Genomic DNA, 14,077 nt, shown 5'->3' with positions numbered 1-14,077 from the left:
AGCTTTCCTTTACAAAGAAGACTATTCTTAATGTAGTTCTAACTTTACTTCGATTTTCTTACCGACATACCATAAAATAAAAATACCAATCGCTACAATAACTGATTTCACCGGATTATGAATAAATGACATTAAATCATGACCGATATACGTTAAAATAAAAATCATCACAAGTTTTCCGAATGCTAACGCTAGACCAAACTGTTTTACACTAATTCGGGATAAACCAGCGACAACATTTATGAGCGCTGACGGTGTAAACGGAAAACAAAATATAACAAAAATCGGTGCGAATCCTTTCCTTTCAATCCACCCCATTGCTTTTCGTACTCTCTCATGCTTATTTACAAACGAAAAGAAACGACTGCGACCAAAATGGCGGATGATGAAAAAGACAAGTAATGCACCCATTACTGATCCAAGCCATGAATAAAGAAAACCGAGCCAAAAGCCAAATGCAACAGCATTCGCCAGTACAAATACGATAAGCGGTAATGCTGGAATCAACGCCTCTATCATCGGTAAACCAATACCAAGAAGTGGTCCGAACGCTTTATAACTCTCAACAATATGATCCATATTTTCTGGTGAAAAATACTCTTTGATTGTCTGAAAATCCATTCTACACTTTACCCCTTTACTCTAAATACTATCCCTACTGTATCATTGCTTATATGAAAGAGGAAATGGTAGATACGACATATGGAGATGTATTTATTAAAGTTTCCATATCTTTCATAAGAATTCCTTCATTATTTAGCTATGATAATCTATCAATATTCGACAGGACGTGTCATTCGTTTTGTTATTTAGATTGTTTTTTTGATTTTTTCGGTAAATGAAATTACAATGGTGATTTTCTAAATATAACAATTACAACTCGGTTTTTCTAATATATCGCCTTACCTACAAAGACTGATAAAGTGAAACTTTAATCAGTGGGGATTTTGTTGATCCCCCGCTTAACTTCTTTGCTTTCGCTGAATTTTGAGGCGGGGGTCTTACTGCCCACAAATAACAGGATAAACAAAAAAGAATGGGGATTCCCCCATCCTTTCACACTTCGCCTTCCTTCACAAAATACACACTCTCATAAGCGGGTCTTAATGTTGATTCCTCTTTTTTATCAACCTCTTTAAAACAAGGATTCCCTTGTTTTTTCCTACGATCTTCATATTCAGTACGTAATTTCGCTGTACGATTTTGTTGATTTTCAAAACTAGTTTTTGATATCTCTAATTTCACAGCAAAGCCATTTATAAATCTAATAATAAGATTTCCATCTTTTAGTTCTTTATTACTTTCAATATAAAAATGAGACAACCAAGCGCACTCTTTTCTAGAGTAAGAATAGGTAGGGAAAAAATAAAGCTGATCTGCTGGACTAATCGCAATCGGTGCTTTATGTGTAATATGAGTTAACTCTTTCGTTCCTTCTTTTCTGCCTAAGAAACTAGAGCCATGCTTGCGGCAACTTCTTTCTATAATATCTAGAGGTTTTTGAAATACGAAAAAAGAATCATTCATTTCAACGACTCGCGTAACAATTTTCTTTTCACTTAGAATAACAGGAAGTAAGGCCATCGTATTTTTCGTTACAACATAATTTTCGACATAGCGTTCCACTTTACTTTCCATACTCCATTATCTCCTTTTTTCCATTTATATTAGCAGCTGCATATATAATTTTAGCATCTATGAAAAGGAAATAGCTTACAAGTTCCGCTTTTTTACATTTTTTTATCATTTATCAAACATTTGTCAAATGATAAAATCACGATATAGTAATTATTTAATTTTAAAGTTATAAAAACAGTATTTATACTACCTATAAATATTTATTACCCCTTCCTATTTTCACATCATGAAAACAATTAACTTTGCTATAATTAAAATGTAAATCCAATATATGGAGGGCCACTATGGAGGAAAAAGAGATCCAACCATCGATTCAAATGAAAAATAGTAGCGTCATTATCGTGAAAAACTCAGCTAGTATTATATTTGGTTTATTTTTCATTCTGCTATTCTTTGCTAAACCGTTTCGTAAATCAAGATGTCCAGAATGTAAAAAACGTGAGAAGAAAAAATTAGAGCAAGAACAATAAAAGGCCTTCCTTTATGGATTGCCTTTTTACATTTGTAGTATCATTTTATTTATTCTTCTCCCTAAAAAAACAACTATATTTTCTCCCAAGGTTCTCTACATCTTTTTTGATTTGTAATATGATCCTTATATAAAACATGAGAAAGAGTATTACTTGTTACCCGCTTTTAATTTTTATTAAACACTTCAAATTTGTACATCTTTATCCATCACTAACAATTCGTTAATTAGTTAACTTTGTAATATAAGTTTTGTATATAATGTCATTCAAAAACACAATATATATAAGTAGCTATTTATAATTACATTGCTTTTTATCGAATTCCAAAAAGGAGCTGTATACTATGGACAAAGAAAATCTATTAAGCCAGCAGGTTAATAGCATCCCCTCAGATGCTCTGAATACCCCTAGTAAGGAACAAGAACAACTGTTAGAAACATCATCTCAAAACGTACAAAATTCCAACAACAACACTAACAAAAAAGATGTTACTCAAGGTCTATCTGGAAAAGATTTCCCCATTTCAACAGAGAATACAAATTTATAGTTATTTACTATCATACGCAGCAAATACTCTTGCTGAACTAATTCTTCTACAGAAACTAATACGCATTCCAGATAATTTTTCACCCGTTGTAACATAGAAAAAGAGATTTAGATATAAAAACAGGCTCTGAAAAAACTTTCCCCACAACAAAAAAAGGATGGCATTAGCCATCCTTTTTTCCATCATCAACTATAAAATTATAGTTTGATTACGTTTTTAGCTTGAGGTCCACGGTTACCTTCTTCGATTTCGAAGCTAACTTTTTGGCCTTCTTCTAGAGATTTGAAACCTTCAGTTTCGATTGCAGAGAAGTGTACGAATACGTCGTTTTCGCCTGGAACTTCGATGAAACCGAAGCCTTTTTCGTTGTTAAACCATTTTACTTGTCCTGTTACTGCCATGATTATTTCCTCCTAAGAAAATACAAATTTTTAATTTTTTAGTCTTCCTGTCTAAAAAAAGAATCCACACATTATCAAATACGAAACATAAACTAGTTCTCACATACTTTTTCTCGTTCGTTTCCAGCACTTGATAACATATGGATTGCTTAATTTAACTATTCAACTGACATCATCATAGCACATTAAAATAAAATGTACAATCTTTTTCGAAAATAGAATTTCTAATTTTTAGTATTTCTTATAAAATATAATTATCTCTATTCTAAATAAGGAGGAGTTTATGACCAATAAAATTCCTAGAAAAACATTAAAAAGAATTGAAGAGGATATTGAAAATAATAATCTTGGAAAAGCAAGGGATAGATTGCATGGCCTCATCTTTACATACCCAAATGAATTACATCTTCGAAAACAACTCGGAGATATTTATTATACATTACAATATCCAGAAATGGCTGGACGTTACTGGTATCTAGAGGAGCATAAAGTGAAACTTTAATCAGTGGGGGTTTTGTTCATTCCCCACTGATTATTAGTTGAACCAATCGGGCTTTTACGGGCAGTTGATCCCTCACCTAACTTTTTCGCTTTCGCTAAATTTTGAGGTGGGGGTCTTACTGCCCGTTAATGCGGGATAAAACAGACATTATGCATGAATCATGTTTATTATTTGAAAAATCAATGGGAAATAGTCCTCATCATATTGCACGTGCTTTAAAGTTTAAAGGCGATTCTAACCATATAAAAGGTTTGTATAAAGATCAACCTTTATCTTCAGTGCAGAAGAAAGTAGCAGAGGAGTTAATTTATGAGTATAAAGAAACATGGCAAGATAAGCTAGTTCCTTTTTGCTGTCTAGCATTGCTTGCTTCCCTTCTCTTTTCTGCCGTTGTTGGTTTATTCACTATTTGGAATTGGATTTTTTAATCACAGGGGGAATTTTCACATGTCAAATTACGCTAAAGAAGAAAGGCTAACAGGGGGAAACGTCTCAAGCGTATATCGTTCTGAAAATACTGTTCGGCGAGAGTTAAAGCCAGGCAATGAAAAGATTCATAAGTTATTGCAACATTTAGAAAACAAAGGATTTCATTATGCTCCAAAGTTTTTAGGTGTAGATGAAAAGGATAGAGAGATTTTATCCTTTATTGAAGGAGAAGCTGGCAATTATCCTTTAAAAGAATATATGCGATCTAATAATGTATTAAAAGAAATAGCAAAGATGCTCCGCCTTTACCATGATGCTGTAAGTGATTTTCTGTTATTAGATGATTGGAAACCGATGGATCACACTCCAAATAACATTGAGGTTTTATGTCACAATGATTTTGCCATATATAACATTATTTTTAATAATGAGAAGCCAGTAGGGATTATTGATTTCGATGTTGCTGCTCCTGGTCCAAGACTATGGGATATTGCTTATACACTTTATACTTGTGTGCCTTTAAGTAGAGTGTATTATACAGAATCCGGTGAAGCTGTTCATTATGACTCATCGCAACATGCAGATCGCATTAAAGAGAGAATGAATTTGTTCGTTCAGTCCTATGATAAAAATATGGATGAAGATTACTTAGGAATGGTGTTGCTTCGATTAGAAGGATTATGTACATATATGAAACGAAAAGCGCAAGAAGGCGACTTGAATTTCCAAAGAATGATTGATGAAGGACATCTAGAGCATTATGAGAAAGATATGAAGTTTATTCGTGATCATAGGGCTGAGTGGAGTTGATTTAGTAATAAAGAAAAGGAAGTATCGTTTTTTGCCGACAACTCAATCTCTCTTTTCGAATCGTTTAGAAAATAACAAGGGGCACCCTTCAAAAAGGTGCCCCTTCCTTTTATTTCGTAAACTGTGCTTCTTCCGTAGATCCTTTTAACGCTGTCGTTGATGAAGTTCCGCCTGTAATCACTTGTGCAACTTCATCAAAGTAACCTGTTCCTACTTCGCGTTGATGACGTGTTGCAGAGTAGCCATGTTTTTCAGCTGCGAATTCTGCTTGTTGTAGTTCAGAGTATGCTGCCATGCCGCGCTCTTTATAGCCACGTGCTAGTTCAAACATACCGTAATTTAATGAATGGAATCCAGCAAGTGTTACGAATTGGAACTTGTAACCGTAAGATGCGATTTCCTTTTGGAAGCTTGCAATTGTTTTTTCATCTAGTTTTTGTTTCCAGTTGAATGAAGGTGAGCAGTTATATGCAAGTAGCTTCCCTGGATGCTCCTTATGAATTGCGTCCGCAAATCGTTTTGCATCTTCTAAATTTGGTTCTGACGTTTCACACCAAACGAGGTCTGCGTACGGTGCATACGCTAAACCGCGCGCAATTGCTTGATCAAGACCTGCATTCGTACGGTAAAACCCTTCTGGTGTTCTTTCTCCTGTAATAAATGCTTTATCAACAGGATCGATATCGCTCGTAATTAAATCAGCTGCATCCGCATCTGTTCTTGCAACGATAATTGTCGGCACTCCCATTACATCTGCTGCAAGGCGTGCAGAAATTAAATTGCGTACTGCTGTTTGCGTTGGTAGTAGTACTTTTCCGCCTAAATGGCCACATTTTTTCTCTGAAGATAATTGATCTTCAAAATGCACACCTGATGCACCTGCTTCAATCATACCTTTCATCAGTTCGAATACATTTAATTGCCCACCAAATCCAGCTTCTGCATCTGCTACAATCGGTACGAAATAGTCTGTATCATCGCTTCCTTCCATATGCTGAATTTGATCCGCACGTTGAAGCGTTTGATTAATTCGTTTTACTACAGCAGGTACGCTGTTCGCTGGATATAAACTTTGGTCTGGATACATATGTCCAGAAAGGTTTGCATCAGCTGCTACTTGCCAACCACTTAAGTAAATCGCTTTTAACCCAGCTTTTACTTGTTGCATCGCTTGGTTTCCTGTTAATGCGCCAAGTGCGTTAATATAGTCTTCTGTATGAAGCGATGTCCAAAGCTTCTCAGCACCGCGACGCGCTAACGTATGTTCAATATCAATTGACCCGCGCAGGCGAATTACGTCTTCTGCCGAATATGGACGTGTGATCCCTTTCCAACGCTCATCTAATTCCCAGCTTTCTTGTAACTTCTCGATTCTTTCGTTTTTCATTTGTTCCATCCCCTTTTCATTTTTTATAAAATTTCATAACCCGGTAATGTTAAAAATGGTACGAATTCATCATTTCGAACGAGATCTGTAAACAACGTTGTCGCCTCTTGGAATCTCCCTTTCTTAAAGGCTTCCTTACCAATCTCTCTTTCTATTTTTGCTAATTCTTCTTCTTTTAGCTCTTCCATTAATTCAAGCGTAATATTACGACCATCATTTAGTTTTCCACCTTCATGACGAATCCATTGCCATACTTGTGCTCTTGAAATTTCAGCAGTTGCCGCATCTTCCATTAAGTTATAAATGGGTGCTGCTCCCCGTCCGCTTAACCAAGATGCAATATATTGAATACCTACGCTAATATTCATGCGAAAGCCCTCTTCTGTAATCGTTCCCACCGGTACCTCTAGTAAATTGTTTTCTGTTACACATATTTCTTCACGTTTTCTAAAAATTTGATTCGGTGTTTTCATAATGTGATTAAATACTTCCATTGCAACCGGTACAAGTCCAGGGTGGGCAACCCAAGTCCCATCATGACCGTCTAAAGCTTCGCGCTCCTTATCAGCACGCACTTTTTCAAAAGCTGCTTCATTTGCTTCTGGATTATTTTTAATCGGAATTTGTGCCGCCATTCCTCCAATTGCTGGTGCATTACGTCGGTGACATGTTTGAATTACTTTCAAAGAATACGAACGCATAAATGGTGCCGTCATCGTGACTTGTGCTCTATCTGGTAGTAAGAATTTATTATGATTACGGAAACTCTTTAAAAAGCTAAAAATATAATCCCATCTTCCGCAGTTTAAGCCAGCAGAATGATCTTTTAGCTCATATAAAATTTCATCCATTTCAAACGAAGCGTGAATCGTTTCCAGTAACACAGTTGCTTTAATCGTTCCATTTGGAATGCCGATATATTTTTGAGCAAATACGAATACATCATTCCATAATCTCGCTTCTAAATAACTTTCCATTTTCGGTAAGTAAAAGTATGGGCCGCTTCCTTTTGCTAAAAGAGCTTTCGCATTATGGAAAAAGTACAAGCCGAAATCTACTAAGCTACCCGACATATTCTTCCCATCAACTTGCATATGCTTTTCCTCTAAATGCCATCCTCTTGGACGTACAATGAGTACAGCTGTTTTCTCATTTAATCTATATTCTTTCCCTTTATCATTTTTATGTGAAATCGTTCCCTTTACTGCATCTCGTAAATTGATTTGACCTTCAATTGCGTTTTCCCAAGTTGGTGCATTCGAATCTTCAAAATCCGCCATAAAAAGATGCGCTCCTGAATTTAAAGCGTTAATGACCATCTTTCTATCTACCGGTCCAGTAATCTCTACGCGGCGATCCTCTAAGTCTTTTGGCAGCTTGGCAATTGTCCAATCCGCTTCACGTATGTGTTTTGTTTCTTCTAGAAACTTCGGAAACTCCCCTGCATCAATTCTCTTTTGTTTTTCTACACGTTTTTGTAAAAGTTCTATGCGGCGCTCATTGAAATTCTCATGTAGTTCCTTCAAAAAACTAAGCACCTCAGGTGTCAATATTTCGTTGTACGCTGGTAACATTTCTCCAACGAGTGTAACCCGTGAAGTTTGCGTCGACATATTAGCATCCCCTTCTTAAACTGTTTTATAACAGATTTGATTTCATGTTTTATATTATATAACAAATCTTCAGAAAAGGAAGTTTTTTTTGGAAATTCATTTCATTTTTTTTCAAAACGCCATTCTTTCGTGCTTTATTTCATACAAAAAAGGCCGCTGTTATACAACAACGACCTTTTTGTATTATTTTTAAATTTCACTTTGACTAGTTAAACTTTATTACTGCCCTTGTTCCATATCATGCAATATTGCTCTATGTAAAAACTGTGCGTATTGTTCTCTCGTTACCTTCATAGACGGACCGAATTTACCTTCTCTGATTCCCATTGTAATACCATTTGTTTGTACTGCACTAATTGCATTCGTTGCCCATGAATTTGCTGAAACATCATTAAAGTTATGAGATCCCTTTGCCTGTAAGTCAAAAGCATTCGTAAGAACTTGTGCCATTTCCGCACGCGTTAACGTCGCCTTCGGTCTAAAGTTTCCATTCTCATCTCCCTGGAAAATTCCCATTTCCGTTAAAGCCAATATCTCCTCGATAAAGCTTGTTGAATTTTCATCAATATCTCCATATGGGTTTTCATATTCATCTTGTTCTTCCATATCAAACACACGGTAAATTAAAGCTGCAACTTGCTCACGTGTTACATTATCCCCAAAACCGAATATTCCATCGCCATATCCTAAAATAATTTCTTGTTCCGCTAATTCATGAATTGCCTCATATGCCCAATGTCCTTTTGGTACATCTTTAAATACAATTGTATTTGTTTTTTGCAACGGTGCACTTTCCGCTTTTACACTATTACTCTCTGCTGAGAATAACACCCCACCCATAATTGTTAATGCTGTAGCTGTTTTTAATAATTTTTTGCTCATCAAATTATCTCCCCAATATGTATATGTTTTTTTAAAAATATACAGAATAAATGGTATAGTGACAATATATTTTTCGACACATTTCGTGACGGTTTTGTGAATCATATTAAACATCATGTCTTTTTCATCGGGTTGATTATAAAGCTTGTGTATAACCATAAAAATACATAAATTCGAATAATAATTCTTTTTTAAACAAACAAAAAAGCACAAATATTTCTATTTGTGCTTTCATATTTCACTCTACTTCCAATCCTCTTTCAAATGATAATTAATAATCGCATTATTAATAAACTGAGCATATTGTTCTCTAGGTACAGGGCGATTTAATTCATACATGTCATTCCCAGTTCCTCTCACAACATTATTAGATTGTAACGCACTAATTGCATCTTCTGCCCAGTGGCCTTTTGGAATATCTTTAAATGTATGTTTTTGTTTCGTTTCAAAATTAAATGCTCGTTTTAAAATGACAGCCATTTCCGCTCTAGAGATTGGTGCTTTCGGCCTAAAATTCCCTTGGCCATCCCCTGAAAAAACACCACGTTTTGTTAACGCCAAAATTTCCTTTTTAAAAGTTGTTGTACTATCAGAAACATCTTTATATGGATTCGCTACTGGCCCTTCTTCTTTTATCTCAAGTGTTCTGTAAATAGTCCCAGCTACTTGTTCACGTGTTATAAGATCGCCAACACCATACTTCCCGTTTCCATACCCTAATATAATTTTATGATATGCTAAATCCATAATAGCATCATATGCCCAAAATCCGTATGGAACATCTTCAAACACAATCATTTGTGGATACTCTTCCGCTTTTACAGGCGTCACATTCGTCCCTGCAAATATACCTCCTGCCATTGTCGCAATCATCATTACACCCAATATTTTTTTCTTCATTGTCCTCTCTCCCTATTTCATTCAAATAAAATGAACTTCATTGTTTCAGGAGTACTATTTTTTGGTGAATGTAAGATAAAATGTAAATCTTCTAGAAGAAATATTTCCACTACCTTTCTGCTTTATACTCCCTTCTTTCTTTTTCAAAAAGGAAGTTGTCACATCTAAGGTGTTATATACTAAAACATTCTACAATCTCTTTATAAACTCCTTTTCACTTTATAACTTCCCTTTATTGGCACCTAAAGGAGATACCTAGTGGAGGCTACTATATTCATGGTTTATATTTCAGAGGTAGCATTCCCCTTCACTGATAACTCGTTTTCGCTGAATTTTGAGGTGGGGGGTCTTACTGTCCAGCAAATAGCGGGATAAAAAAATCATCCTTTTTTCTTAAAAGAGGATGATTTTTTTATCTTTATTAACACTCAAATATGCTACTACTTTTGAAGAGTAAATTGGGCAACTATTTGTTTTAGTTTTCCTGCTGCGTTATGCATATGTTCAATTGAAACCGAAATCTCTTGAACAGATTTTTCTTGCTGTTGAATAGACTCTTTTACCCTATCAGTTCGGTCAGATGATCTTTGGGAAATTTGAGCCATGTCTTCTGCAGAAGCCGAGATTTCCTCACTACTCGCTGCAATTTCATCTGTTGACATAGATACCGTTTGAATTTGCTCAGATACTTGCTGTACTTTTTCTGTAATTGTTCCAAATACTTTTTCTGTATGCATTACTACTTGTGTACCTGCCTGTACCTCATTATCTACTTTCCCCATCATATGTACTGTATGGTTCGTTGTTCCCATAACTTGAGTAATAAGATTCTCAATTTGTTTTGCAGAATCACTAGATTGTTCTGCTAATTTCCGCACTTCATCTGCCACAATTGCAAATCCTCTACCACTTTCACCAGCACGTGCAGCCTCAATTGCGGCGTTTAATGCTAATAAGTTAATCTGGGAGGTAATACCTTGCATAACATCAATGATTTTAACAATTTCTTCTGATTGTTCTTTCATAGTCTCTACTTGTCTCACACCGCTATGTACCGAATTTTGGATTGTATCCATCTGTTGAATCATTTGTTTCATTAATTTGTTACCATTCTTTGCATCTAATGCTGATTGAGCAGATAATTCATTTACAGAGGATGATGTATTGACTATACTCTGCATTCCTTGTGTCAACTCTTCCATCGCACCCGCAGTTTGTTCCATTGCTTGCATTTGACTCTCTGCACCATTTGCGACTTCTTCAATATCCATAGTGATTTTTTTGGCTGCACTACTAGATACTTCTGATGCAGATACTACTCCGTCTGCATGTTGAAATAAAAGCTGAATATTATTCTCTACTTCTTGCATATTTGTTCTTAGCCCTGCAATCATCTCGTTAAAATTACTTACTAATACACCTAATTCATCTTTAGCATTATAATCACCATGTACGGTTAAATCTCCTTCTTTCGCTCTTTCCATCATACGACTAACCGTTTGTAAAGGAGCAACTATAAGCTTGCTAATAATATAACTTACTATACATATAACGATTGTAGTAACTACTACAAGAATGATAAAGGTAATAACGGAACGATCAATCATTTTTTGCGAATCTTTAAATACTTGGTCAGCTAAATTTGAAACATACGATTCTAGGTCCACTGCATAACCAGCTAACTCTATTCCCTTCGGTTTTAATTCCTTCTGAAATTCATTTACCATTTGCGGCTCGTTTGTTGCCTTCGCCTTTTCAAATAATTTTTTATATGTATCTTTATAACTTGGCAAAGATTTCTTCATCTTCTGAAACAGTTCATCCTCTTGCTTACTTAAATTAAAACCATCATCATATTCTTTTAATAAAGAATCATATTTTTTAAGATCCTTTTCAATATTATCAATTATTCCCTCTTTATTTGCCACTTCATTTTGTGATACCGTAATTAATTCTAATAAATTATATTCTAGTGAATTTTGTGTGCGAAGCATTCCTTCTAATAAAATTGCAGAATATTGATAATCATCTACTACAACCTCTGTATCATGCTTAATCTTATTAATAGAATGAATTGCTACACTGCTTATAATTACCATACCTAAAACTGCTAATGAAATAAGCGCTAATAATTTATATTTCACTTTTAAATTTTGTAAAAAATACATTTTTCCACCTTTATTCCTTTATATATAGATTTTTAGAATTTTATAGCTTATTATTTACAAAATCACAATAAAAAGCAATGATAAATATTCCCAATATGAAACTTATATCTCTATAAAAAAAGAAGTAGCTATCATGCTACTCCTTTTTGCTTTGTTTCTCATATTGTTCAAACGTATGAATTCTTTCAAAAATTGGTGGGTGCGTGTATAAGAAAAATTTCACTAACGCAGGCGGATTTACTTGGCTTAAACTTGTTTTTGATAAATATTGAAAAGTTTTCACACCAGATTTCCCATCCTTCGTCATATTTAAAGCATATTGATCTGCCGCTCTTTCTTCTATACGTGAAACATAGTTTGTTGCTGGTTGTGCTGCAAAAGAGAGTATAGAAGAAATTAAGAAAAATAAAGGTAAAATGGAGAAACATGCCACTTTTGAAATTTGCAATGTATCTCCCCATTTGCGAATACACATATTTATAATACGACTAATTAAAAACATACCTATAAACGATAGCAATACATAACTTGCAACGCCAAAATATATATGCTTCATAACATAATGCCCCATTTCATGGGCCATGATAAATAAAATCTCTTTATCTTTTAACTGCTTAAGCGTTGTATCCCACATTACAATACGGGCGTTAGGGCCAATTCCTGTTACGTAAGCATTTAATGCATTCGTTTTTTCTGACATATTTACTTCATATACGTGTTTAGCAGGAATATCCGCTTTGTCTGCTATCGCTAAAATTTTCGTTTCTAATTCTTTATTTTTCAGCGTCGAAAAGTCGTTATACAGTGGGTCAATAACGACAGGCTGTATGAATGTTAAAAAGATTGTAAATGGAACAGAGAGCGCCCACCCTGCTAGCCACCATCTCTTCGGAAATTTACGGATAAGCCATAATAGAACGGTCACTACAATTAACATAGTCGCATAACTTTCCCAAAAACCGATAACATGATCTTTTATCCAGCTTTGTGTACTTTGCGTTGAAATGCCGTAATCAACGGACACTTTCCGGCCAATCCATTGCATCGGTAAGGCAAGCACTGTTGTCAGTAATGATAAATAAAAGAAATAAATCGCAACTTGCAAAACACTTATTTTAGTCGTTTCCTTCGACCATTTCTCAAACTTTCTTGAAATACCTAGCACAAGTACAAATAATAAAATAATCCATTCAAGAGGCGTCGCTAAAAAGTATAGTAAATTTTTCACGCGCGAATAATCTTGGCTTAGCGTAAGCTCTCTCGCACTCATAAACGTTTCTGGATCTGCACTCGTTCCCTTATACATGTCCGGAATAAGTTCATGATTCCATCCAAATAAATACCAATATATAAGTAACGCAAATCCAACGTACAAAAAAAGCGACCAACCGATAACCTTCCTCACGCTATTCCCTCCTCTATGCTGCCTGTCTATTATTATTGTAAGTTCGTACACGCTAAATTAGAACAAGCTTATTATGTGAATTGCTCGAAATCCTTTTATTTACATAAAAAACTCTTCTACATAAGAAGAGTTTTGCCTATCTTTAAACACTTTCTTCGGTTCACAATCCGGAATAAGGATCGCACTTGCAAACCAACACGTACCCTACTTGCTTTTTAGATAACATAAAGAGCCTCTTTAAGGAAGTACATCTATTAATAAACTAAAATCTTGTAAAGAGAAAGAACTATATTTCATAATCCCCTGTACAGCTAAAAGCAAAACAAGACCGATCACACACATATAGTTAACGCTTTCTTCATTCTTTTTTTCAGTAACGACTCCACCACTTATACATAAAATCCCCAACAAATGGAGCGCTAAATACATGAAAAAATAAGCTTCCTCCCAGCGCAAAATAACATTCACTGTCGTTATTAACACTAGACTAAGTAAAATCAAATAAAAAAACTTATTTGATGATATCGTTTCATTCATATAATTTTATACATCCCTTTCAAATTTCGAATTAATGATGTTTCAAAGCTATAAAGTAAATGATTGTTTTTATACCATAAAACAAAAGGAAAGCCACCATTACTTTCTCGAATACTTTATGAATCCACATATACTTCTCTTCATTCTTTTTGAAGATGCGCTTCATCATTTCTTCTACAATTAGACCAAATATTAGTAAAACCCCGAACACAATAAGAAGAGAAATAATATTTTCTTTTAAATGAGTACTAGAAAATACGTAATACCCTGGAAACACAATCGTATCTACTACAGGTTGAAGCCAATGACAAACGCTTTTATCACACATATCTGTAATAGACGTAGAATCTATAATGTCTTTTAATATTTTTTCAACCGTCTTCTTCAT

General features: G+C 34.8%; 14 protein-coding genes and 3 pseudogenes. 5 read left to right on the top strand and 12 right to left on the bottom strand.

Annotated features, from left to right (window positions below; all coding sequences use genetic code 11):
- Positions 1 to 27: 27 nt before the first annotated feature.
- Entirely contained in the window at positions 28 to 621 is a 594-nt protein-coding gene (locus MHH55_RS22150; protein ID WP_000347517.1) for a TVP38/TMEM64 family protein, read from the bottom strand.
- A gap of 435 nt (positions 622 to 1,056) precedes the next feature.
- Positions 1,057 to 1,638, bottom strand: a complete 582-nt coding sequence (locus MHH55_RS22145) for a competence protein ComK (protein ID WP_000444443.1) — start codon at positions 1,636 to 1,638, stop codon at positions 1,057 to 1,059.
- Between the two features lie 284 nt (positions 1,639 to 1,922).
- Here MHH55_RS22145 and MHH55_RS22140 point away from each other — a divergent pair, with 284 nt between their 5' ends.
- Together MHH55_RS22140 and MHH55_RS22135 are read left to right on the top strand one after the other, a co-directional pair.
- Positions 1,923 to 2,108 (top strand): hypothetical protein, encoded by a 186-nt coding sequence (locus MHH55_RS22140; RefSeq protein WP_075677594.1) that lies wholly within the window; start codon positions 1,923 to 1,925, stop codon positions 2,106 to 2,108.
- Between the two features lie 343 nt (positions 2,109 to 2,451).
- Positions 2,452 to 2,655 carry a hypothetical protein gene (locus MHH55_RS22135; RefSeq protein WP_000356916.1) on the top strand — a complete coding sequence of 68 codons (204 nt, stop codon included), beginning with the start codon at positions 2,452 to 2,454 and terminating at the stop codon, positions 2,653 to 2,655.
- Between the two features lie 197 nt (positions 2,656 to 2,852).
- On the opposite strand, the gene cspA is transcribed toward MHH55_RS22135, so the two are convergent.
- The gene (gene cspA / locus MHH55_RS22130; RefSeq protein WP_000301522.1) at positions 2,853 to 3,056 is read right to left on the bottom strand and encodes an RNA chaperone/antiterminator CspA; all 204 of its coding nucleotides are present in this window, start codon (positions 3,054 to 3,056) and stop codon (positions 2,853 to 2,855) included.
- Between the two features lie 283 nt (positions 3,057 to 3,339).
- Between cspA and MHH55_RS22125 the strand changes: the two are divergent.
- The 3 genes and pseudogenes from MHH55_RS22125 to MHH55_RS22115 all read left to right on the top strand — a co-directional run.
- A pseudogene (locus MHH55_RS22125) lies at positions 3,340 to 3,543 on the top strand (DUF6584 family protein); the annotation flags it as partial.
- 152 nt (positions 3,544 to 3,695) lie between these two features.
- Positions 3,696 to 3,986: pseudogene (locus tag MHH55_RS22120) on the top strand (DUF6584 family protein); the annotation flags it as partial.
- A gap of 19 nt (positions 3,987 to 4,005) precedes the next feature.
- Positions 4,006 to 4,797: a phosphotransferase gene (locus MHH55_RS22115; protein WP_074554830.1), complete on the top strand. Its 792-nt coding sequence runs from the start codon at positions 4,006 to 4,008 to the stop codon at positions 4,795 to 4,797.
- A gap of 109 nt (positions 4,798 to 4,906) precedes the next feature.
- Here the strand turns inward: MHH55_RS22115 and aceA are convergent, their stop codons facing one another.
- From aceA to MHH55_RS22075, 9 genes and pseudogenes are all read right to left on the bottom strand, one after another.
- A complete protein-coding gene (aceA, locus tag MHH55_RS22110; RefSeq protein ID WP_000787346.1) occupies positions 4,907 to 6,184 on the bottom strand; it encodes an isocitrate lyase in 1,278 nt (425 codons plus the stop codon).
- A gap of 23 nt (positions 6,185 to 6,207) precedes the next feature.
- Complete coding sequence (aceB, locus tag MHH55_RS22105; RefSeq protein ID WP_071740670.1) at positions 6,208 to 7,797, bottom strand: malate synthase A; 1,590 nt, start codon at positions 7,795 to 7,797, stop codon at positions 6,208 to 6,210.
- 219 nt (positions 7,798 to 8,016) lie between these two features.
- Positions 8,017 to 8,784: an S-layer homology domain-containing protein gene (locus MHH55_RS22100; protein ID WP_139362526.1), complete on the bottom strand. Its 768-nt coding sequence runs from the start codon at positions 8,782 to 8,784 to the stop codon at positions 8,017 to 8,019.
- A gap of 138 nt (positions 8,785 to 8,922) precedes the next feature.
- Complete coding sequence (locus MHH55_RS22095; RefSeq protein ID WP_048656609.1) at positions 8,923 to 9,579, bottom strand: S-layer homology domain-containing protein; 657 nt, start codon at positions 9,577 to 9,579, stop codon at positions 8,923 to 8,925.
- Positions 9,580 to 10,019: 440 nt separating this feature from the next.
- The gene (locus MHH55_RS36440) at positions 10,020 to 10,811 is read right to left on the bottom strand and encodes a methyl-accepting chemotaxis protein (protein WP_407707413.1); all 792 of its coding nucleotides are present in this window, start codon (positions 10,809 to 10,811) and stop codon (positions 10,020 to 10,022) included.
- Positions 10,812 to 10,967: 156 nt separating this feature from the next.
- Positions 10,968 to 11,747, bottom strand: a pseudogene (locus MHH55_RS36435) (MCP four helix bundle domain-containing protein); the annotation flags it as partial.
- A gap of 136 nt (positions 11,748 to 11,883) precedes the next feature.
- Positions 11,884 to 13,152 (bottom strand): M48 family metallopeptidase, encoded by a 1,269-nt coding sequence (locus tag MHH55_RS22085; RefSeq protein ID WP_001233314.1) that lies wholly within the window; start codon positions 13,150 to 13,152, stop codon positions 11,884 to 11,886.
- A gap of 237 nt (positions 13,153 to 13,389) precedes the next feature.
- The gene (locus tag MHH55_RS22080) at positions 13,390 to 13,689 is read right to left on the bottom strand and encodes a DUF2101 family protein (RefSeq protein WP_001006050.1); all 300 of its coding nucleotides are present in this window, start codon (positions 13,687 to 13,689) and stop codon (positions 13,390 to 13,392) included.
- Between the two features lie 31 nt (positions 13,690 to 13,720).
- Entirely contained in the window at positions 13,721 to 14,077 is a 357-nt protein-coding gene (locus MHH55_RS22075) for a hypothetical protein (RefSeq protein ID WP_078187129.1), read from the bottom strand.

Source organism: Bacillus sp. FSL K6-2944 (genome assembly GCF_038005385.1).
GTDB lineage: Bacteria > Bacillota > Bacilli > Bacillales > Bacillaceae_G > Bacillus_A > Bacillus_A cereus.
Note: the sequence above shows the minus strand (reverse complement) of the source record. Positions and strands in the feature narration are given on the sequence as shown.